The sequence below is a fragment of the Thermoclostridium stercorarium subsp. stercorarium DSM 8532 genome, assembly GCF_000331995.1.
Classification (GTDB): domain Bacteria; phylum Bacillota; class Clostridia; order DSM-8532; family DSM-8532; genus Thermoclostridium; species Thermoclostridium stercorarium.
Genome location: NC_020134.1, coordinates 492,478 through 517,206 on the forward strand (window position 1 = coordinate 492,478; position 24,729 = coordinate 517,206).

Sequence of the window (24,729 nt, forward strand, 5' to 3'; positions counted from 1 at the left end):
TTAAGTAAAATTAACATTATTTTAATTTATTTTAACCATTGTGTTTTAATTTTTCAACACTTTCAGCAGCTTTCATAAAAAGTTAACAGGTTTTTTGGCTTATGCCTTAACGGCACCTGTCAGGCTGTGGAAAATTTGTTTCTGGAGGAACAGGAAAACAACTATAATCGGAATAATTCCCAGCAGAATTGCCGCTGCAACGATTTCGAACGGCGTTGCGGTGTTTCCGTAAAACTTGTGCAATGCTACGGTGAATGTCTGGACGTTTTTTCTCAAATACAGATTAGGGATATAGAAGTCGTTATAATATCCAATCCCGTTGATAATCAAAAGGGTTGTGCATGCGGGTTTCATAAGGGGCAGGATGATGCTGCGGTAAATCATGAAATAACTTGCGCCGTCTATTAACGCCGATTCATCCAGCTCTTTCGGTATCGCGTCCAGCTGATTGAACATAATATAAATTCCTACGATGTTTACTCCCGAATACAGGAGTATTACACTGGGCATTTTATTTACAAGACCCATTCTGTAAATAATCTGGAATACCACCGTCTGGGTTGTTACAACGGGTATAAACATTGTCATGGTAAAGAGGACGGAGATAATTTTTTTTCCCTTGAATTCAAACCTGTGTAGCACATATGATACCATGGTAGTTAAAATAAGCTGAACGGACAGGGAAATGACAAGGATAACGGCGGTATTAAACAAGGCCCTGCCAAGTTTCCCCACCCTTATTGCATAACCAAAATTATAAAAGTTAAACCAGTTTTGCGGGGGTGTTAGGACACTTGTGGACGAATACTCGACACCGGTTTTGAAAGCCATAAAAATGAGCGGAATTATGGGCACGATTACAAAAATGCAGGCGGCTGTAAGAAAAACATAGCGAAATATCCTGTAAAGTTTGCTTTCCCTGATCATTAATAAATACTTCCCCTCCTTGCTAAAAGCCTTTGAAGGCTTACGGCTATGACAACAACGACAAATACTACGATTGACAGCGCGGCGGCAAAACCGACCCTGTTTTCGGCAAAGGCGCTCTGCTGAATCTGAATGACCGGCGTGGCGGTTCCGTTCGCACCGTTCAGCATAATGTAAGGAATCTCAAATACCTGAATTGACCCGGAGATACTCAGCAAAATGTTTATAAACAGTATATGGAGAACCGAAGGTACCGAAATATAACGTATTTCCTGCAGTTTCGTACAGCCGTCTATTGCCGCTGCTTCATATAATTCATGGGGAATGGCCTGAAGCCCGCCGAAGAACATGAGAAAATTCAACCCGTAGTATCTCCAGATGCTGATGGACGCAATGGCCGGGTTGACAAGGCGCAGGTTGTGCAGCCATTGCTGAGCCAGTTTTCCAAGCCCCACTGCTCTTAATATCGAATTAAGCGTTCCGTTATTGTTGAAATAAATGATAAATATTGTGGAAATGATTACGCCGTTCAGTAAATACGGAACAATTAAGACTCCTTTGAAAAAATTGATACCCCTGAATTTTCCGTTTACAAACACCGCGAGAATGAAGGCGAACACTAACTGGGGTATGGCAACAACCATATACCAGAGACAGTTCCTGAATAATTTTAGGTACTGAGGATCGGTGAATATTCTCTCGTAATTTCTGAAGCCCACCCATTTTGGAGGGTTCACGCCGTTATAGTTGGTAAAACTGAGATAAATGTTGGTGATAATCGGAATATAAGAAAAAATCAGCAGGTGCAGAACCGGAATTACCAAAAACGTAAAGATAAACAGTCTGGTACCCTTTGTTTTGACCATTTTCCTTCCTCTCCTGATTTGTCGGTTTCCAAAAATTTAACGTAAATGCCTCTTCACGGGAAGAGGCATTTACTGACATGCCGGCATCAGTCTTTCCATTCAACGCCCAGTTCGTTCTTGTATCTTGCATAAAGCTGGTTCAGCGTTTCAGCCTGTTTGTAGTATTCACTCCAGTCGTCGGGCTTGGTTATATCAAGGGCGTCAAACAGTAATCCGACGTATTTGTAGTCTGCATACAACCCGGCTTCCTCAAGGACTTTCTGGTTGTTTAACGCGTTTTCGTCGTTGGGGGGCTGAAGTATAACCTTGCATTCTCCTTTTTCAACCATTTCGTCGATTATTGCATACAGTTCGGGCACTATTGGTTTCACACCCTTTTTATTGGCAATGAACCCGCTGTCGGCAATAAACTGGGAGTCGTTGGCAATGTATTCAATAAACATCCTGGCTGCTTCCTTATTCTTTGAGAATTTGCTTATTGCCCAGTTATCGGCCGGAGCCGCAAGCACATACCTTCCCGCGCCGAAATCTGGGGCAGGGGCGAATTTGATTATTGAAGGATCCTTTCCTTTGGGAACGCGGCCCTGTATCTGAGGAACAACCCATGAGCCAAACAGCATCATCGCAGCCCTGCCGTAAGCCACGCTGTCCATCGCAGCACCGAAGTCGGGAAATACTTCAGGTTCAAAGAAACCTTTTGCCTTCCATTCGGTATACATTTTAATTGTCTTTCCAAAAGGGGACGTATCGGAGAAGGGGTTTTCGGTCTTCAGACATTCTGCAAACACCGTCGGGTTACCCGAAACATAAATTGCAAAATCCTGAACCGTCGCAAGAGGCCAGTTTTCAACCCTGTGCAGTACTATGGGGATTATGCCCATTGCCTTGATCTTTTCGCACATCTCGTTGAATTTTTCCAGCGTGGCGGGTATTTCATTGTAGCCGGCCGCTTTTATCACTTCTTCGTTGTAAACAACGGCCTGGTTATATGCCCTTCCGGGCATGATGCTGTAAATATACCCGTCCACATTAGGCATGGCTTTGGCATATTCTCCGTATAGCTCTATGCCTTCCTCAAGGGTGCAGTAAGGTTCGGCGTAAGCTTTCCATTCTTCCAGGCTCCAGTTAGGACAGGTATATACGTCCACATAGTCGTCCTGAACCTGGAAATACGGCCTTAGTTCTTCTTCGTTTGTCACCACGTTCAGTTCCACATTGATTCCCGTTTCCTTTGTAAATCTTTCGGCAAGATGCTTCAGAATGGCAGTACTCTCGTCGCGATATGTATTTCCCTGATCATCCTTTTTTTCTTCGCCGAGAACTCTTTGCCCCATGTGGGTGAAAACCCTTATGGTTGTTCCGCGGAGAGATTCGGAATCTGTTGTATTATTTTTTGTATTTGTATTTGTTCCTGACCGGGATGTGTTTGTGTCGCCCGTGCTGCAGCCTGCTAACGAAAAGGTCATGAGAATTGCGGTTATAAAGGCCAGCAGTTTTCTCAATTTTGTTTTCATTCTTTTACCTCCTTGTTTTTTACTTTAAAATTAGCTTAATTTTAATTATATTTAAACAGTAAAATTATTCATCGTTATTTCTTGCTGTTTATATTCAATTATTGATTATTTTGTTAATAATGTATTAATATTAAAATAAATTCAGAACAGGAACTGTGAATTATTTTATATAAATACAGGCGAAAGTTAAAATTTTCAATATATTAATCTTAAAAAATACAAAATGTTAACTTGATATAACTTCTATATTAATGCTAAAATAGATTAAAATAGAATTGTTTTCAATGCTGGTATTTGGAGGTACAGAAATGAGCTTTCAAAAAGCTTTGTTCAATGCTCTGAATACCAACCCTCTGCTGAAGAAATCAATTTTCGGAAGAAAAAATCTCATTTCAGTTACCGTTCCTGCGAAAATTGCTGAAAATCTTGCCTATGTTCAGGCCTATGGAAATATCTCCGCCACATACCCGTATTATTATGAAATAACCCAACTGGACTCATTCTGTTTAATCTGCACCCACGACGGAGAGGGGCTGCTGAAAGTCAGCTGCGGCGAATATATAATGAAAAAGAATACAATAGCTTTTATAGACTGCGGTCTCAGGCACAGGGTGGAAATAAGGAAGTCTCCGTGGAATTACAAAATACTTTTCATTTCAGGACCACCTGTCCGGTTTTTTTACAACAGCCTTGTGCATGACGGCGGGAATCTGCAATGTTTTCTTCCCGGCTCGTCAATTCCCGATAAAATTGAGCGTTTGTATGATTTTTTGTTTGCTTCGCCTGATGAGCCGATTATCCATTCCAAATTCATCAGTGACATTCTCTTTGAAATGCTTCTGGAAAAAAACCGTATGCATGACGAAAATTCGGCCGTAGCCGACTGTATATATAAAATAAAGCATGATTTTGACTGCAGGTATACGGAAAACATTACACTGGAATATCTCGAGCGGAAATACCATATCAGCAGATACCACATCTGCAGGGAATTTATTAAACGGTTTCACATCTCCCCGATAAAATATCTTAATCACAGAAAGATAGAAGCCGCAAAAGAGGCACTTCTGAACACCGATAAAAAAATTGTAGAGATTGGGAGGATGGTCGGATTTGAAAATCCAAACAATTTTATAAGGAACTTCAAAAAGTGCACTGGAATTACACCGCTGGAATATCGAAGGCAATTTTTCTGTGAAAATACGGAATTGGAACCGGAAGGAGAGAGTTAAAGAAATAAAACGGTTGAAAAGCAGTGGACACAAAAAAGGGCGGGAATTTCTTCCCGCCCTTTTTAGAAAATGTCAAGGAGTTTCATAAGACGTTTTACCACCGCTACAGCTTCTGCTCTCGTTGCATAACTTTTCGGCCTGAAAGTTTTATCGGGCATTCCGTTCATCAGTCCGAGGGCATCGGCAACAGTAACGGATTTTCTTGCCCATTCCGAAGCTGTATCCATATCTTTGAACCTTATTTCCTGTGTGGTTATAATTTTGTCCACGCTCTTACCACTGTAGTAACTGTAGGCGCGTACTATGATCGCGGCCATTTCTTCCCTTGTGATCATGCTGTCCGGCAGGTAATAGCCGTTTGCGTCGCCCCGGACAATTCCGGCAGCGTTGGCACGCAGCACCGCATCGGCAAACCACTGGTCTTTTATGTCGATGAACCGATTTTCCACAGCCTGCCTGGGAATATTCAGCGCCCTTACAATCAATGCGGCAAATTCCGCCCTTGTAATGTTCACGTCAGGGCTGAACTTATTGTCGCCGGTACCATTAGTTACATGCCTTGCGGCCATGATTTCAATGTCTTCTTTGGCCCAGTGGTTCTGTATGTCGCTGAAGGTCTTTGTGGATTCCATCGCCTGGAATTTGGAAAAATGAGGTGTTGAAAATGTTATCGTCCTGTCATTGTTTACTTTTCCGCCCATGAATTCCCAGCTGGCGTCTTCTTCGCTTATGCAGTAAACACCGGTTTTATCGGGATTTTTTACAAGTACCAGGGGTAATGTGACCGACACGGGTTTTTCAAATGCAGAAACGGTATTACCGTCCACTGCCAGCCGGAAATCGTATACCAGCGAAGCGGCTACTGTTCCGGCGGGTTTTAAATCGTCAGGCACTTCTATAAAGTAATTTACTTTAAGTACAGCATTTTCAGCCTTTTCCGGAATGTTTACCGTTCCGGGCGGGAATTTGAGTGTCCCGTTGTTCAGTACGACGCTGAAAGGCTGATTATACCTGAGCGAATCTCTGAATATGCCGGCTGAAAGTTTGATTTCCACCGCGTTGACGTCGGAATCCGACATGGCATCTATAGCCGGAGCGGTATCCCACGACAGTTGCAGCGCTGTCGCGTCCACGGTAAGGACTTTCCGGCCGTTTTGATCGGCGGTTATTTCCTTGGCGGGGGTTTCATTGTCAGGCGCCTGTGTTGGTTTGGGGGTAACCCTAACTGAACCGGAACCGGAATGGGAACCTGAACCCGAACCCGAGCCAGAGCCAGAACCACTGCCGCCTGTGCCGGATGAGCCTGATATCGGTCCGAATGCCTCACTGGTTACCGCAACGCCCACCGAAGGAACTCCGTCCGCGCGGGGAGTGACTTCAAACTTGATATATTTGCCTGCGTCGCTTTGAGTGAGCCTGTATGTATTTGAAACAGCACCCGGAATGGCTACATATTCACCGTCCCTGGTATTTGATCTCAGCCATCTGAATGTAGTGCCCTTTTCTTCGTGACCGTTAACATTAACATATTTGTACGAGCCCGTCAGTACACTGCCGACATTTTTATTGCCGGATATAGTCACATTCTCGGCGGACGGCAGGAAAAAGTCCTTGTCCCTGAGTTTAAGGTAATATGGTGTGACAGGTGAGTAATCTGTTACGGGATTTCCGTTGAGGTAAAGAAGTTTAAGCGTGTCAAGGCCTGACAACGCACTTATGTCGGCAATTTTGTTATTCTGTAGGAACAGTGACTCAATCTCGGAAGGCAGTGTGGCCAGCGGCGAGATGTCGGTAATTTCATTGTTTCTGAGGTTAAGATGATACAGACTGTATAACCCGCTTAAATCCTCCGGAAGCGCGGCAATCCTGTTATTGCCGGCGTCCAGCTCGGCCAGATACCTGAGGCCGGCTACGGGACTCAGGTCTTTTACATTGTTGTTGGATATGTCAAGTGTTTCAAGCATTTTGAAGTGTTCCAGCCCTTTAACCGATGAGATGTTCAGGCCGCTTAAATCGAGATACTGAACAGATTCCACCTCATCTTCGTAAACAGCTTCCGAAACTGTTTTTCCCAAAAGTCTGCGGATGGCGTCAGCAAGTTTTTCGTCTTCAAATTCAACTACCACAGGCTCAGAATCTTCAATATCATCATCTTTACTGCCTGCAATTTCATACTTCAGCCGGTAGACTCCGGTATTAAGGCCGGTTTTATCCTCAACTTTGATGTAGTACGTTCCTGCGGGATATTCCGAATGTGCGAATATAACGCCGGAAGTTATTATGTTCCCCGATAAATCGTAAACCGTTATTTTGGGACTCAGGCTTGAAGTAAAACCGGAAGTGTAGAAAGTGTATTTTCCGTCTTTTTCAATGTTGAATTTGAAGTAATCGCGGTCGCCTTTGTACTCAAGCCTAAATAATACGCCGGAAAGAAGTTCTTCATGGGATAATTCCGTTGCTCCTTCACGGTTGTCGCTTACATCGTCATCCAGGTCCTCCACCACACCGATGTTAAGGTCAATACCCGCTTTGCTTCCGGCAGTCAGGTCTATTGGCGTATAGTCATCCGCGTCGGTGGTTGTAGTGTCCGGCGTTTTGTAAAAACCGTAGTTATGGAAAACATCATTGTCTGTTTGAATTGCGTAGTAGATTTTGTAGTTAATATCCTGTGGCAGAGGTACGGTATAGGAAACATTTTGTGTATTTGCCGGGATGGTTATTTCCACCGGTTCTGCATATCTTAACTGAAGCAATTGTGAATAAAGTTCATTCAATGCATAAATATATACTTTCAAATCTTTATTTATAGGCTTATTCAACCTGATGTTTCCGGAGATGTTTACGTCTTCGGTTAAAACCGGATATATATATGGATTTCTAAGTCCTATAAAACCGCTGAAAAAAATGTCGGATGCGACGGTAAAGTAATATGTGCCTGATTTGCTGGTGTAAGTAGCCGTTCCGGTACCGTTTGTAATCTCAATTTCAATGGTTTGGTCGGAAGTACCCTGTGCATTGGGGGATTTAAGCAGTATGGACTGATTACTGTCGGTATTTTCGTAATCTGACAAATAACCGCTTACCGGACTGCTGAGATAAAGATTGGGAATGACACTGACGGTGCCGTTGAAGGTTTCGTCGACAAATCCTTTTGCTTTCTGCACTTCCACTTTAATATTGAATTTATTATTTTTAAAACTGTAGGGATTGTCTAACGTCCTGGATACGCTAAGCGCAACATTAGGAAATTCAATTATTTCGGGAACGGTGATTTTACCGGTACTGCCGTTGACGACACCTGCGCCGGTGTACTTGTCCGGTCCTTTCTGATATATGTCATAAGCATTTTCCTGAAGGGCTTTCTGAATTTCTTCATAGGACCATTCGGGATGTTCGGCTCGCAACAGCGCAGCCATGCCCGCAACAAACGGGGTGGCCATTGAAGTGCCGTCCAGAATGGTGTAACCGTCCTGATTTCCGTCAGCGATATCCAGTTCTTCGGGATACGTGCTTAAAATATCAACACCCGGAGCGACAATATCTGTGCCTTCGCCATAGTTTGAGAAATCCGCGCGAATAAATCCATTTGGATAATTCCAGTCTACGGCTCCGACGCCGATAACGCCGTCAAAACCTGCGGGATAGCTGACGGTATCCGAATATTCGTTACCTGTCGCCGCAACCACAACAACGTCGCGGGCCAGGGCATATTTCACTGCTTCATTGATTAACAGGCTCGGCGCATCCGATCCTAAACTGAGGTTAATGACATCGGCGCCGTGGTCTGCGGCATACATAATTCCCAGATAAACATCAAGGCTGGACCCGTATCCTTCGGCACTTAAAACTTTTACCGGCATTATCTTTGCCCCGCCTGCCACACCGGCAATACCGATGCCGTTGTTTGTAATTGCAGCGGCAATACCTGCGACATGGGTTCCGTGACCGTTATCATCGTCTGGAACGTTGTCTTGGTTTATAAAGTCATATCCTGCGACAATGCTGTCTTTCAAATCGGGATGCTCAAGATCAACACCGGTGTCAACAACGGCGATGGTTACATTTTTTCTTTTTTCCACGGGTACCCTTTCCCAAATATCGGTTACGTTGATTGCCTGAAGACCCCATTGCCATTTTTTTATGTAATATGGATCGTCAGGGCCGTAAACTGCATCCGTAACCGTTTCATATGCGGCTTCGGCTACGGTAATGGAGTTTTCAGGGCCAAAAGCCTTGACAATGTAAAGCGGTTCAACAAACTCAACATTCGGTTGCTTGCTGATTACTTCGATTGCCTCATCAAGATTTGCGTTGTCTGAAATGCTGACAAGCATTACGTTGCCTGCGGCGGCAGTTTCAAACGACTTTACAATTCCGGTTCCAAGGTTTTGCAATGCCTTTTTTTGTGCGGCGGCATTACCGCTTTTGAACTTTACCACCAGTTTTCCGGGCACAACTGAATGGCTGTCCGCAACGTGGTGTGACGTGGCATTTGCGGCGTAGAATTCATTTTGTGCCGCCTGCTGGACGTTCTGTTTTACCGCAGGGTAATTTCGGTTTGAAGCAAATGACATTGTGCCTGACAGAAAAACAGCAATGCAAACTGCCGCAAGGAGTTTTCTTCCTTTTCTTGCCAAATGCATCATCTCCTTTCTTGTAAAATTACAAAAATGGAATTAAATTCTTATTCTTAATAATATAGGATTTTGCGTTTTCCATGTCAAGTATTAACGGCAAAGTTTTTTTATTTCGCCGAATTTCAGTTGTCGCCGGGGCAGAATGAAGTATAATAAGATTGGAAATAAAATTTATTTACCGACCTGATTTTTTTGAAAAAAGAGTATTTAAATCTTTAATTTCACCGAGGAGGGGTTTGAGTGAGCAAAAACGGTTGTTTCGGGGAGTGGGTGGTTGTGCCGCCTGAAACTGTAGGGATTCCTTCTAAGGCGGTTTTGAATTTCATTGATGAACTGGAGTATGCGGGTCTCTGCATGCACGGATTTGTCATGGTACGGTACGGCAAGGTTTTTGCCGAGGCATACTATGCGCCGTTTCATGCGGATTTTCCCCATAGAATGTTTTCAATATCCAAAAGTTTTACATCTGTTGCCATCGGTCTTCTTCAGGAAGAAGGGAAATTATCAATAAACGACAGGATATGTGATTATTTCCCGGACAAGCTTCCGGCTGGCGGTGTGCATCCGTATATCGCAAAGACAACAATTCGGGACATGCTCAGGATGGCCTCGCCGCATAAATCCACCACATATAAGCTTATGCAGTGTGATGACTGGGTTAAGACCTTTTTCCATGTCGAGCCGGTAAGATATCCCGGAACCAGTTTCGTATATGACACTTCCGCCTCCCATGTACTGGCTGCACTGGTGGAAAGGCTCAGCGGAATGTCTCTTTTGGATTATCTTAAAATCAAAGTTCTTGACAAACTGGGATGTACCGGCGAATTCCGGTGGCTGACCGATCCGGTGGGTGTGAGCATGGGCGGTTCGGGCTTAATATGCACTCTCAGGGATGTGACAAGGTTTGCATTAATGTGCATGAATGACGGAGCGTATAACGGACAGCAGATAGTGCCGAGGGATTATATCCGCGAGGCGACGTCAAAGCAGATAGATACATGCCTGCAGTACAATATTGAAGAGCGGCAGGGGTACGGTTACCAGTTCTGGAGATGCAGGAATAACGGGTTTGCAATGTACGGGATGGGCGGACAGCTGGCGATATGCCTTCCCGATTACGATTTCATACTGACGACAATAGCCGACAATCAGGGAATACCCAACGGTGTACAGGGAATTTATGCCGCACTGTGGAATAATATACTTCCGCATCTGAAGGAAAATAAAGGTTCGATATCCGTGGACAAAAAAAACGCCGAAATGCTTGCCGAGAGGATTTCAAAACTGGAAGTCAAACCCGTGGAGGGTTCTAAGAAATCTGCAAAGGTCAGTGAAATAAACGGCAGAAGGTATATACTGGCGCCGAACCAGATGGGAATTTCGGAATGCAGGCTTGAGTTCGGCAAGGATGAAGGAACACTTTACTACACCAATGAGACAGGCAGCCACCAAATTTCTTTTGGCATTGGGCATATGAAACAGCAAATATTTCCCGACATAAATCTTCTGAGCATAACGTCGGCGGCATGGGTGGATGAAAACACGCTGCACCTGCGTTCTTACATAATAGACGAACTGCCCGGAAACGTAAACATGTCGTTAACTTTCATGGATAATACGGTTACGATTGCCATGAAACGGATAGCCGAGGACGCCCTGAAACGTTACGAAGGCTTTGCGTCAGGCGAGTGGGAAACGGTGTGATGTTTATCGGCCTGAATATTTGGATATATAAAAATTTAAGTGATTTTTTAAGTTTAATTTGATTTTTTAAATCTGTCCGAAAAGGGTGAGTGAATTGATTACAAGTATAAAAGACTGTGCAACGCTGAATAACGGTGTGAAAATGCCGTGGCTCGGCCTGGGCGTATGGAAAATTACAAAACCTGAGGAGATTGACTTTGCGGTGAAAACAGCCCTTGAAGCGGGATACAGAAGTATTGACACGGCGGAAGTATACGGAAACGAAGAGGGCGTTGGCAAGGCCATCCGGGAATCGGGAATACCCCGCGATGAGATTTTTATAACCACAAAGCTTGCCAATTCGGAACAGCGAAAAGGTTATGATGCGGCTTTGCGGGCATTTGAAGAAAGCAGGAAAAGGCTTGGCGTTGAATATATAGATTTGTTTCTGATCCACTGGCCTGTTAAGGATAAGTATGTTGAAAGCTGGAAGGCGCTGATAAAACTGTACAATGACGGGCTTGTTCGAGCTATCGGCGTTTCCAATTTCCTTATTCACCATCTTGAAGATATAATCAGTGAGACAGGCGTTGTTCCCGCAGTTAACCAGGTTGAACTGCACCCGTGGCTTAATCAGAGCGAGCTGGTGGAGTTCTGCCAAAAGCACAAAATTCAGGTGGAGGCATACAGCCCCCTGATGGGCGGGCGCCTTGGCGAAGTTACCGAGCTCAACGATATTGCGAACAAATACCGGAAAACCCCGGCGCAAATTGTGCTGCGCTGGAACCTGCAAAGGGGAATCATTGTCATACCTAAATCGGTTCATAGGGAAAGAATTATTGAAAATTCGCAGATATTTGATTTCAGCCTTTCCGACGAGGATATGGAACTTATTAACTCGTTAAACCGCAACCAGCGTTTCCTTCCCGATCCTAACAACGTTTATTTCTGAGCTGTATGCCCGAAGGAATTGGAGAATCAGGCAAAATGCCTGTCATCCAATTCCTTTTTCTTTACGCGGGCTGATTTATTTTTAAGTGGCACAGGCCGGAATTTTCTGGTATAATAATACTAAATTAATACCGACAGGCAGGTTAAGCGCATCCCGGTGCTTCACTTTGCGGAACCCGCTTGAAACAGTTACAAGAGGTGAGGAAATTGGGATAGGCTTATTGTCTGTGGATTGGGATTATTTTGTTTTTACCGAAAGTACATATCAGGGATCTTACCTGGAAAACAAAAGAAGCCTTATAGACGAATGGTATAAACGTTACATAATTTCCCGCCAGAAGGGGAAAGATTTGCGTGATTTATACCGTCTGAGCCCTGAATTCAGGTCTTTCTGGAAAAAAATAAAGGAATATTTCAAGTTTTCCGACAGTACAAAGGTTTATGTATCCGACTCCCATTCCCTTTCTTACGAAATTGCGGCGAAAAACCATGCCGATACGGTTTACCTTTTCGACGCCCATTCTGACCTGGGATATGGCGGTATGTCGGCGCTGAATTTTGAAGTGAACTGTGCCAACTGGCTGGGTAAGCTTCTGAAAGAGGGTATAATTGAAAGAGCCTTTATCATTTACAGTCCTTATACCGTCGAAAATCCTGAATATTTTAAGGCCATGAACTCGAGGTTCAATATAACCTACACCGGCCTGGACAGCCTGAAACGCTGGTCAGACGTGTCGGCAATACATATTTGCAGATCAGGCGCGTGGGTACCGCCGTGGTTTGACGGTGAGTTTATGGAATTTGTTGGTATACTTGACATGCCGTATGAGAAGATTAATCTTATGGAAAGGAAATGGGAGCCTGAAAAAATGAGTCTTGCGGACAGGATTAATTATATGCTCGCCTGATTTTCCTCTCTGTTTATTTTTTTTGTCTGAAACCGTATTTTTAATTCCCGCCTAAGGCATAATACACTATGAATATCGCACAAGGGGAATTTTTGATGAATCCGTGGCTTTTCAGCTTTCTTGTAAGCCTTGTCCTAGTAATACTGCTTATGGACTTGCAACGGTTAAAAACGAACGTATACGGCGGAATACTGTCTGCTTTGTTTATGCAGGCGGAGAACATTATTTCGACCGATCTTGAGTTGCTTGAATACAGTTTTGTCCCGCTGAACATGCCTGATATATATTTGTTTTCAAATGAGTTAAATGTTTTTCTTACCGGGATCGCATTCAATATGGGGATCCTGATTGCGCGTTTTCATCCGCGAAAAACGGGATATCAGCTTTTACATGCATTCATATGGGCGCTGTTTTTAATTGTTTTTAATCTCACTGCAGAAGCTTTCGGGCTTATAAACTACATCAGGTTTAAACCGTATTTTGTTGTGCGTCAGTTTTTGCTTTTTCTGTTCATTGCATGGATAAGGAACAACTTTTTCATCGGCGGATCCGGCGGCCCAGGGGGAGAAAAACATGGTGCGCGATATTCTTTCAAATAAATGGTTTTTTACCTTTGTTGTAGGTTGGATTGTATTTTTTGCCCTTGTGGACTGGCGGTCACTTTCGAAAAACTTTTGGGGCGGAATTATAAGCTGTATCCTCGAATTATGGGAGGATGCACTGGCCTATTCGATGGGAATGTATTTTTTCCTCGAGAAAGGACTGGAAATACTGCATGTGTCGGCTTATTTCACTTTTGGGATTACACTTACAATGGGGATTTTGTTCGTGCAGTTCCTCCCTGAAAAACCGGGCCTGCAGCTTGTGCATCTGCTGGCCTTTACGGTTGGATTTGTTGTTTTTGAGGCCATTGTGAAATACGCAGGAATTCTTATCACACCCCACTGGAACTTAACCGCCAGTTTCGTGAATAATCTTCTGATTTTCGGCGGTGTGATGTGGTTCAACGATTTTTTCAAAAAAAGGGCAGGAAAAAGCGGGTGACGGTATGTGGAAATTTTATTGCTTCATAATCCTTGAAGGAATAGCTATTTTTGCATGGTGCAGGTTCATTAAATGGCTGGATGAGAGGGCTGGACGCTGAATTCACGGCGTTGTTATGAATTCGATGATTTTATTTTCGCTGAGCATTTCGGCCAGCTCCCGTGAGTTTTCCGGCGCCTCACCCAGTGCAATGCCGCCGCGCGCAGTGTCCTGCATCTGATGGAAGTCTGAGCCCGCAAGCATTTTAAGGCCGTATTTCTCGGCATATTCGTAGGCTTTTTCGTTGTATGAGTTATGCCTTGGATTGCCGTTATATACTTCAACACCGTGTAAATATTGCGGCTCGGCAGGCGTTATCATCGGCCTGAACGGATGGGCCTGGTAAAGAAGTATGGGTGTATTTTCTATAAGTTTTCTGAAATTTTTTAAGCCCATTTCGTACAGCTTTGGATTCCGGTAGAGAAAATCCGGGTCAAAACCGTAAACAAGATAGTCATTGCTGTTTTCGTCAAATCTGAGTTCTATTCCGAGCAGGACTCTAAGCCCTGTTTTCCTGCCCTCTTCAAGAGCGGTAAAATAGCCCTTCAGGTACTCATCTATTTTTTGGTTCCAGCTCAGATGCGGCAGCCCTTCAAAATATTCCCGTATATAATGATCTGTAATGACGATACCGTGGTAACCCGCTTTTTTATATAATTGCACAACGGTTTTTGCGTCCACCTTCCCACAGGGGCTTGTCTCCGAGGTGTGGACATGGGTGTCGAACTTAAAGTATTTCATAAGACCTCCACAAAGTAACAAATATTTATTTTTTATTTTAGTATATTAAAAGGTTCGACGAAAGCTTATTTTAAAATAATAGTTAAAAAAAGGCCTGAAAGCAATAGAATAATTTAAAAAGCCGTGTGGTCAGGATAAAACAAGATAAATCATCAAAGAACACAAAAAAACATTATGATATAATAAGTAATGAAAGACCATTTCCAAGTACTGAAAAGATTTGAAGGAGTGTAATATGTTCGCCATAGAAAGACAGAACAAAATCAAGGAGATACTTTTTAAGGAAAAAAGGGTGGATGTTTACGAGCTGAGCAAAAGGTTTTCGGTCACCGAAGTTACCATTCGAAGGGATCTGGATAAGCTCGAAAAAGAGGGGTTTTTAATTAAAACATACGGAGGAGCGGTATTAAAGGAAGATTTCTCGCCGGGAAATGAACCGTATGCTGAAGACGAAACTTTGGAAGAAAAAAAGCTTATAGGCAAAATTGCTGCTCAGATGATAGAAAACGATGAGGCTGTATATTTAAGCCCGGGTAATACATGTCTTGAAATTGCGAGAAACATCAGAAATAAAAAACTTACCGTGGTTACGAATGATATAATGATAGGAGCGGCGTTAAAGGATTGTGCCGGTATAAAAGTAATCATCACCGGAGGGGATTTGATTCACTCAACCGGGACTTTGGTGGGTGAATTTGCTTTGAATACACTTAAAAATATATTTATAAATAAAGCTTTTATAGGTGTTAAGGGGATTCATTTTGAATCGGGCTTTACGGTAAATAGTCATGAGGAGGTAAGGGTTTTTCAGGAGATAAAAAGGATATCCAATGAAATAATTGTGGTTGCGGACTATACCAAGTTTAACCGTACTGCTTTTGCAAAGCTGGGCGATATTACAATGGCCAGAAAGATAATTACAAATAAACAAATACCCGACGAGTACAAAAAATTTTTCTTTGAAAACAACATAAAACTTTATACCGCCTATGAGTTTAAATAGCCGTTTTGATTAAACGTGTCAGAAGAAAAGAGGTAATAACAGTGTACGCTTTTCTGGAAATGAGAAATATAACAAAGTATTTTAACGGAAACAAAGTCCTGGATAAATGCAGTTTATCGGTAAACCAGGGTGAAGTCCATGCGTTGGTAGGCGAGAACGGAGCGGGAAAATCCACTCTGATGAAGATACTGGCCGGTTTGTTTACTCCCGACGAAGGTGAAATTCTGCTTAACGGGAAGAAGGTAAATATTACAACACCGAAACAAAGCCAGGATCTTGGCATAGCAATGATATATCAGGAAGTAAGACTGTTTTCGGATTTGAGTATAGCCGAGAATATCTTTATAAATCGGCAACCGCTGAAGTCTCCGAAATTCCTTCGTTTGATAGACTGGAACAAAGTTTATTCAGAAACCACGGATTATCTGAAACACTTTTCTCTTGACATAGATCCCCACACTCCGGTTAAAAACCTTAGCACAGGCCAGCAGAAATTTGTCGAGATTATAAAGGCCCTGTCCCAGAATGCAAACGTAATAATCATGGACGAGCCTACCAGTGCCCTGACCGAACAGGAGATTGACGTTTTGTTTGATGTGATCAGGACTCTTAAAAGCATTGGAAAAACGGTAATTTATATATCCCACAGAATACAGGAAATCAAAATGATAGCTGACAGGGTTACAATAATCCGTGACGGAAAGATTATACAAACCAGTGACGTGAAATCAGTTGACATTAATACCATTATTAAAACCATGGCGGACAGGGAGATTGAAGACCGTTACCCTAAACTTAATATAAAACCCGGCCCGGTTGTTTTTTCCGCACGGAATATTAATTTTGAAGGCAGGATATCTGACGTCAGTTTTGACGTAAGGAAGGGCGAAATATTCGGAATTACCGGTTTAAGCGGTTCAGGAAGAAGGACCCTGGCAAGAGTGCTTTTCGGAATAGACGGTCCGTACGGCGGGGTAATTGAAATAAACGGGAAAAAGCTAAAAAATATTACGCCGAAGATTGCGAAAAAAAATGGCTTATGCTTTGTAACGGGTATAGGGACCGGGGAAGGCCTGATAAATAACATGGAAATATCAAAGAATATAACAATAACCGATTTGCTGCGCGTTTCAAGGTTTGGCGTGATAGACAGCGGCAGGGAGTTTAACATTGCGAGGGATTATATAAAAAGGCTTGAAATACAGGCGTCTGAAAAGGAAAATGTGGACAATCTGAGCGGGGGAATGCAGAAAAAGGTCATTTTTGCAAAATGGCTGTTTGCGAATGCAAAAATATTAATAATTGACGAGCCCACCGCAGGTATTGACATAAGCTCCAAAGTGGACATCTACAATATCATTAATGAGCTTGTCCTGTCGGGTTCCTCAATAATAATGATCTCTTCGGATTTTTCTGAAATCATCGGCATGTGCGACCGGGTTGCGGTAATGTATAACGGCAGAATTCAGAAAATACTTTCCCGGGACGAGTGCACTCAGGAAAAAATACTGTATTACGCTTCGGGCGGAAAATGATATTGACATTAACAGCTGGCCGGTTTATAATTAATCATGAATGAACATAAACGAAAACGAAAGAACATGAAAATAATCCCGACAGGATGATAAAATATGTCTGATTATGTTCTTGCCATGAAAGGAATAACAAAATCCTTTCCGGGGGTCAAAGCGCTGGACGGCGTGGATTTTCAGCTAAAGTACGGCGAGACGCACGTCATAATGGGTGAAAACGGGGCAGGTAAGTCAACGTTTATAAAGATCATTACCGGTGTGCACAGTCTGGACGAAGGGGAAATCTATTTATACGGAAATAAGGTAAATATCAGAACTCCGAGAGATTCCCTTGATTTGGGCATTGCGGCAATATATCAGCACAGTACCGGGTATCCCGACTTAAGCGTTACCGAAAATATCTTTATAGGTCATGAAAAGATAAGCAGACACACAAAAACCATATTATGGAATGAAATGCACGAAGAAGCCGAAAAGTTACTGAAAATGCTTGGGGCTGATTTCGATCCCCGGGTCCGGCTTGGCGCGTTGAGCGTTGCACAGCAGCAGATAGTTGAAATTGCCAAAGCGCTGTCTACCAATGCAAAAATAATTATTATGGATGAACCGACAGCCGCCCTTACGAAAAGGGAAAGCGAGCAGCTCTACAAAATTGTTGAGCAACTCAAGAAACGAGGCACTTCCATCATATTCATTTCCCATCGTTTTGAAGATATGTACAGATTGGCCGACAGGGTTACCGTTCTCCGTGACGGAAAATATATCGGCACATGGAATAGGGACGAAATCAATACCAACGATATAATTGTGGCGATGGTGGGAAGAGAAATAAATCAGATTTTCCCACCAAAAAAAACCGTTATCGGTGAAGAATTGTTCCGCGTTGAAAATTTAAGCAAAACCGGATATTTCAAGGACATTTCCTTCAGTGTGCACAAGGGTGAAATTGTCGGGCTGACGGGTTTGGTGGGTGCCGGAAGATCCGAAGTCTGTCAGGCAATTTTCGGAATAACCCACCTTGACAGCGGTTCAGTCTACATTGAAGGAAAGGAAGTAAAAATTACAAGCCCGCTTCAGGCAATGGAGCTGGGAATTGGTTATCTTCCTGAAGACAGGCAGAAACAGGGATTAATCCTTGGCTGGGATATAGAAAAAAACATAACCCTGCCCACTTTGGACAAATACGCAAATAAAGGCTGGCTGAACCCCGAGCAGGAGAAAGAAGTGGCCGAAGAGTATGCGCGGAAACTGAAAGTCAAGGCAAACGATGTAACGGTTCCTGTCAGCTCACTATCGGGCGGTAATCAGCAAAAAGTGATAATTGCGAAACTCCTTGCCACAAATTTAAAAGTCATTATACTTGATGAGCCGACTAAAGGCGTGGATGTCGGAGCAAAAGTTGCAATATATGAGATCATTAATTCCCTTGCCGAACAGGGATACGGTATTGTCATGGTATCCTCAGAAATGCCTGAAATACTTGGAATGTGTGACAAGATTGTCGTCATGAGGGAAGGAAGGATAACCGACGTTTTCGACCGAAAAGAGGCGACGTCTGAAAAAATACTTGAAGCGTCGGTCAGCACAAAAGCGGGGTAAGCCACTTCATTATTCAAAGGGGGACCAGTATGACCCGGAAAGTTAAGTCGGGAATATTGAACGGAAAAAGCATAACCGAATTCAGGGAACTTGGCCTGCTTATTTTTATTATCATACTGTCTGTTTCGGTACAGCTGAGAAATCCCGAATTTCTTACACTTGAAAATATTAACGACATGCTGACGAATACTGCGATATTAAGCATACTTTCAGTGGGTATGATGATGATTATCATAACAAGGGGAATAGATTTATCTATAGGCTCTTCATTGGCGTTGGCCGGTATGATATCGGCGCTTGCCGTAAGTAAGTATCAGAATTTGAGTCCGTTTGTTGCGATTCTTATAGGAGTTGCCGTCGGGCTGGCATGTGGAGTTATTAACGGCCTTCTCATTTCAAAGGGCGGAGTTTTTCCCATTATTACCACACTGGGAATGATGAATGCTTACAGGGGACTGACCTATATAATAAGCGGCGGAAGATGGGTAAGCGCGCACCAGATGCCCGCAAGCTTCAAAGCCATTGCAACGGGAAAAATACTCGGAATCAACAATTTGGTTTTTATCGCCGTCATCGTATACGTTGTTTTTTACTATTTTATAAATTACACAAGAACAGGCCGGAAAATTTACGCCGTGGGAAGCAATCCCGAATCCGCAAAGGTGAGCGGCATTAACAACGAGCGGATATTATTCATGGTATATACAATTATGGGCGCACTGGCCGGCCTCGCGGGTGTGATGTGGGTGTCGAAGTTTGCTTCGGCACAGGGGGATACGGCTTCGGGCTATGAAATGAATGTAATTGCTGCGTGTGTACTGGGCGGGGTCAGTATTGACGGCGGTTCGGGGAAAGTGTCAGGTGTAGTTTTAGGCTCTTTGTTATTTGGAATGCTTGAAAACGCCCTGCCGATGATTAACGTGTCTCCTTTCTGGCAGAAGGCTCTCCAGGGCGTGATCATACTGGTGGCGGTTATTGTCAACGTACTTGTTAAACGCAGCGTGGACCGTAAAAATCTTATGGGGAGGAAAATTTAGTCATGCACGCTCAAACGGTGTTTTCGAAGAAGACCCTTAACACCCGAAAAATCTTTTTCCAGTGGGAATGGATGCTGGTTTTGATATTTATATTGATAAATATAATTAACTCACTGATATCCCCATATTACCTTAATGCCGGTAATTTGCTCAACGCTACGATGACATTTATGGACAAGGCTTTTATCCTGCTCCCCATGACCTTTGTCATCATTTTGGGCGCGATTGACATTTCGGTTGGTTCCATTGTTGCGTTGTCGGCGGTAATAATGGCGGTTTTATACAACACAGGTGTACCGATGCCCGTGGCAATGGCCGTCTGTATTGCCGTAGGCACTTTATGCGGCTTTATTAACGGCATTCTGATTGTAAAGTTTAAAGAACTTTCTGCGATGATTGTAACTCTTTCCACAATGATAATTTACCGTGGCATTGCATACATAATTCTTGAAGACAGGGCTGCGGGGAAATTCCCGGCGTGGTACACATTTTTGGGATGGGGGTATGTAGCCGGGATACCGTTCAGCCTAATTGTTTTTGCCGGTCTGGCGGTTATATTCGGGCTTGTTCTGCATAAAACCACTTTCGGAAGAAGAGTGTATGCGATAGGGAACAATGCCGTCGCAAGCAGATATTCGGGGATCGAAGTGGATAAAATCAAACTGATAATTTTTACCGTGACCGGTACCATGTCCGCTGTAGCGGCTTTGTTTCTGTCTTCCCGAATGGGAAGTGTAAGGCCCAACGTCGCTACGGGATACGAAATGGAGGTTATTGCCGCCGTTGTATTGGGCGGTGTAAGTTCGCAGGGCGGAAAAGGCCGTATGATAGGTGCCGTATTGGCTTTGTTCGTAATAGGCTTTTTAAGATATGGGCTTGGACTGATCAACATATCGTCTCAGGTTTTGTTAATCATTATCGGACTGCTGCTTGTTTTCGCGGTATTAATCCCAAATGTCCGCAGCAAGTTAAAAATTAAAGTGAGGCGTTAATGACCGGGTTTGATGATTTGTTAACGCAAGCCGGTATATAAAAAATTATGCCGGTCAGGCTTTTCTGTTCCCTGAATGCTGAAGCATGCCTGTGATTCAAATTTAATTTTTGATAAATAGAAAAGGAGGTAAAGTATTATGCGCAAGATTATTGCGGTAATCATGTCAGTCCTGCTGGTCGTATCAATGCTCGCAGCATGTTCGCAGCCTACGCGGCAGACCGGTGGAGGTGGGGCCAAAAAGAAGTATGCAATCATAGTAAAAAGCACAGGAAATCCGTTTAACGAAAAGCAGATTGAGGGCTTCAGGGAAGCTATTGAAGAACTGGGCGGAGAAGTAATTGCCAAGGCACCCGATCAGCCCACGGCGGAAGCGCAGATCCAGATGATTGAGGAACTGATTGCGCAGAAGGTTGATGCGATCGCAATCGCAGCCAATGATCCCGACGCTCTGCAGCCGGCACTTCAGAAAGCCATGAAACAGGGGATTAAAGTGCTGTCCTTTGATTCTGCGGTAAACTCCCAAAGTAGAATGGTACATGTAAACCAGGCTGATGCAGAGAGAATCGGGAGAATTCAGATACAGGCAATTTACGAGATGATTGGCGGTGAAGGTGATATCGCCATTTTAAGTGCAACATCACAGGCTACAAACCAGAACACATGGATAGAATGGATGAAGGAAGAATTAAAGGATCCGAAATATTCCAAAATCAATCTCGTCAAAATTGCATATGGCGATGATTTAAGGGACAAAAGCGTGTCTGAAACCGAAGCATTGCTGAAATCGTTCCCCAACCTGAAAGGAATAATAGCTCCGACGACCGTAGGTATTGCCGCTGCCGCGAAAGTCCTTACCGATAAGGGGCTTAAAGGGCAGGTTCAGCTCACCGGCCTTGGTTTGCCGAGTGAAATGGCGGAGTATATAAAAAACGGCGTGTGTCAGTGGATGTATCTCTGGAATCCCATCGATGTCGGTTATTTGGCGGGATATACCGCTCATGCGCTGGTTGAAGGGAAAATAACAGGCAAGGAAGGAGAGAAGTTCGAAGCGGGAAGGCTTGGCGAAAAGGAAGTTATTAAGGTTGATGACGGAACCGAAATAATGCTGGGTGATCCCTTCAGGTTTGACATAAACAATATAGATGAATGGAAAGATGTATATTAATGAATAACATGCATTGGAGAAAATCCCCGATGGGTGTAAACCCGTCGGGGATTTTTTATTTCATGGGAATTTCCGGTGTTTTGCAAGGTTTACTAAGAATTGAAATATGCAAATTGCCAGAATTATTATTAAAATATCGAAAGTATAATTGAAAAGGAAAAGCTGTTTTGCCGTGTCCGCCCTGCCGTTGCCAAGATAGGGCATCGGAAACTGGAAAATCCCCACCGCGGCAATAAACCAGACCAGCTCAATTCTGACCTTGTCTTTTTTTTGTGCTTTTGGATAGTTTATGACAGTGGCTGTAAGGGTAATGACGTAAAAGAATACAATAAATGCAAGTTTATTGGGCAGAAATTTCTCCCGTATATCAGACCAGAATGTAAACCTGCCGAACTGGTAAGTGTACTGCTGTATGTCCGTTTTCTTATATTTACCCAGAAAGCTTGAGGTTTTGAAACTTTGCGAGGCGGTGTATTCCATGCCCTGAATAAGCCTTCCGGGATTCAGAAGATAGAACTTTATTATTTTGAAATAACTGATTTTCCCGTTGAATTCCTTTAAAGTGATTTCCGACCAGGGAGCGTATTTTTCGTATTCGGTTTCGGGAAGATATGCATGTTTTCCCGCTTCAGCCGCCATGTCGGGGCTAAGGCCGAGTATCTGAAGGTCCCTTTCGGGATTTTCGGAATCTTTCAGTATACCGTAAAACACCGAATTGTATTTGGTATCCACGCCGCAGGTGGCGTTAATCTGCAAATAAAATCCCAATGTATAAAAAACGATTAGTATAACCGGAATTAATGCTTTTTTCATCAATGCCGCCTTTCGGGCCTTGTCTTTGAGCCAATAGACCCGCAAAATCATAAGTACAACAAGGGGCAGTGCGCTTATGCACTGGGCTTTTGAACCAAGAAAGAGAATGGACGATATGAAGACAAACAAAAGATCTTTTGAAGTTAAACAGTCAATTTTATTGGAAACATTCAGTATTGAAGCTGAGAACAGAACAAGGCCTATTATCATCATCGGTTCGCCGTAGAGGCTGTTGAACCATACCAGGTAATTGCCGTCCATTAAAATCAGTAACGAAAGGATAGCGGCGATGAAGGAACGGATTTTCGCATCTGTACCGCCCCATTTTATACATAGCGTCAAAGCGGTTATATACATAACGGAATATACAAAAGCCAGAACTTCGGTATTAAAAATTCCGCTTCCGCCTATTCGGCACAGGGTTTTTGCAACCGTTATCGGGTAAATCATGCTGGTTGTCGGAATAATACCCAAAAGTCTGATAAGGCTGACCGGTGCCATGATATATTCCGATTTTACATATTTGAAGAAAAGAGATTCGGTTTCTTCCTCTGGGGGTCCTTTTTCAATGAGACCTGTCACATCCATGACACGCTGGAAATCCCCCTGGTCTGCAACTCCCGGCCTGGGGGGGAGAAAAAGAACATAGGCCGTTATTAAAATCGAACATAAGATAAAAATTGCAATAATGGCTTTGTTAAAAACCTCACTCATGGCCAACGAACCGGATTTAAAAACATTAACGGTTTTGCGATGCATATCTTAGTCTTCCTGTAGGACAATATTATTATGCAGAAAAAGGTTCAATGAAAGGACAGGTGAAAATTAAATGAATGCCGAGGCTGAAATGCTGAATTTTATTTACCAGAACTCGCAGATGGGCGTCAGTACTCTTGAACGGCTTATGGAAATTACGGATGACGAGGAATTTAAGAAACATCTGAAATCCCAGTATGACGAATATCAGGCCATCCACAACGAAGCCGCCAGGCTTCTGAACAGGCACGGGTATGATGAAAAGGGAATTAACGCTTTCGAAAAATTAAGGACATATCTGATGATCAATATGCAAACACTGACCGACAAATCCTCCTCCCACATTGCGGAAATGCTGATAATAGGGAGCAATATGGGTATTATAGACGCAATTAAAAATCTGAAAAGGTATCAGGGTGTGGAAAAGGAAATAAGGGATCTCATGGAGAGACTTTTAAAATTCGAAGAGAATAATGTTCAGCAGCTGAAAAAATTTCTGTAGCCAATAACAGATTTTTAGCAAATAAAAAAGGAACAGGGAAAACGACCGATATTAAACAAAACGAATAAACCGACCATTATGAAAAACAATATGAAATTAATATTTCGTAGTTGCCATGGAAACGGCAGGTTTTCCTGTTTTTTAAGCTTCGGGAAAATCTTCGTGCCTGATCAGGCAAACGCTGTTCGTTTCCCTGTTCCATTCAACCCCAAATTCCTGATTACCTGCGCAGACTTTTACCCTGTCGGTTAATACCTTGTGCAGCATCATAGCCGTAACGCCTGCAATACAGACAGCTTCCGCAGAGAAGCCGGTTTCGCCTTTATTCTGCTGCCAGATACGCACTTTTATGGTTTCACCGTCAAGAACCTGGGCGAAAACAATACTTGCCCCTTTCGGAAACAGGCTGTGTGTGCCAAGAAGCTGACCTGTTTCCCGCACGTCCACCGAATCGACGTTGCCTGTGAAAACAACGCCGTGAGGGGAACAAAACGACATGGCCGTTACTTTATAGCACTCACCATTTACCATAAACGGAGCGTTGATACAATTCGGCGTGGATTTATGTTCCACCGGAATGAGGCATGGAGCCATAACAGGTTTTCCATAAGAAACGGTGCCGATTGCCAAATCCATAGGTTTTCCCCTCCTTATAAACCAGAACCCCGACCTTACCCGATGTTAAAATCAAATAAAAAAGGCGCTCATCAAATAATGCAAATAGCATTATCTAATGAACGCCATTGTTCTTACAGTTCCATTATATGGCGTGATTAATCGATTTGT

General features: G+C 43.3%; 20 protein-coding genes. 13 read left to right on the top strand and 7 right to left on the bottom strand.

Annotation, left to right across the window (positions count from 1 at the left end):
• Nucleotides 1-99: 99 nt before the first annotated feature.
• From CST_RS13705 to CST_RS02185, 3 genes are all read right to left on the bottom strand, one after another.
• The gene (locus CST_RS13705; RefSeq protein WP_338064569.1) at nt 100-831 is read right to left on the bottom strand and encodes a carbohydrate ABC transporter permease; all 732 of its coding nucleotides are present in this window, start codon (nt 829-831) and stop codon (nt 100-102) included.
• Nucleotides 832-926: 95 nt separating this feature from the next.
• On the bottom strand, nt 927-1,793 hold the full coding sequence (locus CST_RS02180; RefSeq protein ID WP_015358182.1) for a carbohydrate ABC transporter permease: 867 nt from the start codon (nt 1,791-1,793) through the stop codon (nt 927-929).
• 86 nt (nt 1,794-1,879) lie between these two features.
• The gene (locus CST_RS02185) at nt 1,880-3,307 is read right to left on the bottom strand and encodes an ABC transporter substrate-binding protein (RefSeq protein ID WP_015358183.1); all 1,428 of its coding nucleotides are present in this window, start codon (nt 3,305-3,307) and stop codon (nt 1,880-1,882) included.
• 308 nt (nt 3,308-3,615) lie between these two features.
• Here CST_RS02185 and CST_RS02190 point away from each other — a divergent pair, with 308 nt between their 5' ends.
• The gene (locus CST_RS02190) at nt 3,616-4,539 is read left to right on the top strand and encodes a helix-turn-helix domain-containing protein (RefSeq protein WP_015358184.1); all 924 of its coding nucleotides are present in this window, start codon (nt 3,616-3,618) and stop codon (nt 4,537-4,539) included.
• Between the two features lie 62 nt (nt 4,540-4,601).
• Here the strand turns inward: CST_RS02190 and CST_RS02195 are convergent, their stop codons facing one another.
• Nucleotides 4,602-9,176, bottom strand: a complete 4,575-nt coding sequence (locus tag CST_RS02195) for a S8 family serine peptidase (protein ID WP_015358185.1) — start codon at nt 9,174-9,176, stop codon at nt 4,602-4,604.
• A gap of 240 nt (nt 9,177-9,416) precedes the next feature.
• Between CST_RS02195 and CST_RS02200 the strand changes: the two genes are divergently transcribed.
• The 5 genes from CST_RS02200 to CST_RS02220 all read left to right on the top strand — a co-directional run bounded on the left by CST_RS02200 (nt 9,417) and on the right by CST_RS02220 (nt 13,762).
• Nucleotides 9,417-10,880, top strand: coding sequence for a serine hydrolase domain-containing protein (locus CST_RS02200; RefSeq protein ID WP_015358186.1), 1,464 nt, complete (start codon nt 9,417-9,419; stop codon nt 10,878-10,880).
• A gap of 97 nt (nt 10,881-10,977) precedes the next feature.
• Nucleotides 10,978-11,811: an aldo/keto reductase gene (locus CST_RS02205; protein WP_410177097.1), complete on the top strand. Its 834-nt coding sequence runs from the start codon at nt 10,978-10,980 to the stop codon at nt 11,809-11,811.
• A 226-nt stretch (nt 11,812-12,037) separates the two neighbouring features.
• A complete protein-coding gene (locus CST_RS02210) occupies nt 12,038-12,718 on the top strand; it encodes a hypothetical protein (protein WP_015484871.1) in 681 nt (226 codons plus the stop codon).
• A 95-nt stretch (nt 12,719-12,813) separates the two neighbouring features.
• Nucleotides 12,814-13,317 (top strand): hypothetical protein, encoded by a 504-nt coding sequence (locus CST_RS02215; protein ID WP_015358189.1) that lies wholly within the window; start codon nt 12,814-12,816, stop codon nt 13,315-13,317.
• The gene (locus tag CST_RS02220) at nt 13,292-13,762 is read left to right on the top strand and encodes a hypothetical protein (protein WP_015358190.1); all 471 of its coding nucleotides are present in this window, start codon (nt 13,292-13,294) and stop codon (nt 13,760-13,762) included. The genes CST_RS02215 and CST_RS02220 overlap by 26 nt, the downstream gene beginning before the upstream one ends.
• A 102-nt stretch (nt 13,763-13,864) precedes the next feature.
• On the opposite strand, the gene CST_RS02225 is transcribed toward CST_RS02220, so the two are convergent.
• Nucleotides 13,865-14,542, bottom strand: coding sequence for a PHP domain-containing protein (locus CST_RS02225; protein WP_015358191.1), 678 nt, complete (start codon nt 14,540-14,542; stop codon nt 13,865-13,867).
• 235 nt (nt 14,543-14,777) lie between these two features.
• Here CST_RS02225 and CST_RS02230 point away from each other — a divergent pair, with 235 nt between their 5' ends.
• From CST_RS02230 to rhaS, 6 genes are all read left to right on the top strand, one after another.
• Entirely contained in the window at nt 14,778-15,545 is a 768-nt protein-coding gene (locus tag CST_RS02230; protein ID WP_015358192.1) for a DeoR/GlpR family DNA-binding transcription regulator, read from the top strand.
• Nucleotides 15,546-15,604: 59 nt separating this feature from the next.
• Complete coding sequence (locus CST_RS02235) at nt 15,605-17,080, top strand: sugar ABC transporter ATP-binding protein (protein WP_242823578.1); 1,476 nt, start codon at nt 15,605-15,607, stop codon at nt 17,078-17,080.
• A 96-nt stretch (nt 17,081-17,176) separates the two neighbouring features.
• Nucleotides 17,177-18,676, top strand: coding sequence for a sugar ABC transporter ATP-binding protein (locus CST_RS02240; protein WP_015358194.1), 1,500 nt, complete (start codon nt 17,177-17,179; stop codon nt 18,674-18,676).
• A 29-nt stretch (nt 18,677-18,705) separates the two neighbouring features.
• Nucleotides 18,706-19,713 carry an ABC transporter permease gene (locus CST_RS02245; protein WP_015358195.1) on the top strand — a complete coding sequence of 336 codons (1,008 nt, stop codon included), beginning with the start codon at nt 18,706-18,708 and terminating at the stop codon, nt 19,711-19,713.
• Between the two features lie 17 nt (nt 19,714-19,730).
• Entirely contained in the window at nt 19,731-20,705 is a 975-nt protein-coding gene (locus CST_RS02250) for an ABC transporter permease (RefSeq protein WP_242823579.1), read from the top strand.
• A 138-nt stretch (nt 20,706-20,843) separates the two neighbouring features.
• Nucleotides 20,844-21,872: a rhamnose ABC transporter substrate-binding protein gene (gene rhaS, locus CST_RS02255; RefSeq protein WP_015358197.1), complete on the top strand. Its 1,029-nt coding sequence runs from the start codon at nt 20,844-20,846 to the stop codon at nt 21,870-21,872.
• Between the two features lie 60 nt (nt 21,873-21,932).
• On the opposite strand, the gene wsfD is transcribed toward rhaS, so the two are convergent.
• On the bottom strand, nt 21,933-23,399 hold the full coding sequence (gene wsfD, locus CST_RS02260; protein WP_045750376.1) for a glycan biosynthesis hexose transferase WsfD: 1,467 nt from the start codon (nt 23,397-23,399) through the stop codon (nt 21,933-21,935).
• Nucleotides 23,400-23,514: 115 nt separating this feature from the next.
• Between wsfD and CST_RS02265 the strand changes: the two genes are divergently transcribed.
• Complete coding sequence (locus CST_RS02265) at nt 23,515-23,943, top strand: hypothetical protein (protein WP_015358199.1); 429 nt, start codon at nt 23,515-23,517, stop codon at nt 23,941-23,943.
• A 141-nt stretch (nt 23,944-24,084) separates the two neighbouring features.
• Here CST_RS02265 and CST_RS02270 read toward each other — a convergent pair whose 3' ends face one another.
• Nucleotides 24,085-24,579 (bottom strand): diaminopimelate epimerase, encoded by a 495-nt coding sequence (locus tag CST_RS02270; protein ID WP_015358200.1) that lies wholly within the window; start codon nt 24,577-24,579, stop codon nt 24,085-24,087.
• Between the last annotated feature and the right edge of the window lie 150 nt (nt 24,580-24,729).

Coding starts and splice junctions, on each gene's coding strand:
- CST_RS02240 (WP_015358194.1), top strand. CDS start 17,177: ATGTCTGATTATGTTCTTGCCATGAAAGGAATAACAAAATCCTTTCCG.
- CST_RS02235 (WP_242823578.1), top strand. CDS start 15,605: ATGAGAAATATAACAAAGTATTTTAACGGAAACAAAGTCCTGGATAAA.
- wsfD (WP_045750376.1), bottom strand. CDS start 23,399: ATGAGTGAGGTTTTTAACAAAGCCATTATTGCAATTTTTATCTTATGT.
- CST_RS02215 (WP_015358189.1), top strand. CDS start 12,814: ATGAATCCGTGGCTTTTCAGCTTTCTTGTAAGCCTTGTCCTAGTAATA.
- CST_RS02225 (WP_015358191.1), bottom strand. CDS start 14,542: ATGAAATACTTTAAGTTCGACACCCATGTCCACACCTCGGAGACAAGC.
- CST_RS02180 (WP_015358182.1), bottom strand. CDS start 1,793: ATGGTCAAAACAAAGGGTACCAGACTGTTTATCTTTACGTTTTTGGTA.
- CST_RS02270 (WP_015358200.1), bottom strand. CDS start 24,579: ATGGATTTGGCAATCGGCACCGTTTCTTATGGAAAACCTGTTATGGCT.
- CST_RS02230 (WP_015358192.1), top strand. CDS start 14,778: ATGTTCGCCATAGAAAGACAGAACAAAATCAAGGAGATACTTTTTAAG.
- CST_RS02220 (WP_015358190.1), top strand. CDS start 13,292: ATGGTGCGCGATATTCTTTCAAATAAATGGTTTTTTACCTTTGTTGTA.
- rhaS (WP_015358197.1), top strand. CDS start 20,844: ATGCGCAAGATTATTGCGGTAATCATGTCAGTCCTGCTGGTCGTATCA.
- CST_RS13705 (WP_338064569.1), bottom strand. CDS start 831: ATGGCTTTCAAAACCGGTGTCGAGTATTCGTCCACAAGTGTCCTAACA.
- CST_RS02185 (WP_015358183.1), bottom strand. CDS start 3,307: ATGAAAACAAAATTGAGAAAACTGCTGGCCTTTATAACCGCAATTCTC.
- CST_RS02245 (WP_015358195.1), top strand. CDS start 18,706: ATGACCCGGAAAGTTAAGTCGGGAATATTGAACGGAAAAAGCATAACC.
- CST_RS02190 (WP_015358184.1), top strand. CDS start 3,616: ATGAGCTTTCAAAAAGCTTTGTTCAATGCTCTGAATACCAACCCTCTG.
- CST_RS02265 (WP_015358199.1), top strand. CDS start 23,515: ATGAATGCCGAGGCTGAAATGCTGAATTTTATTTACCAGAACTCGCAG.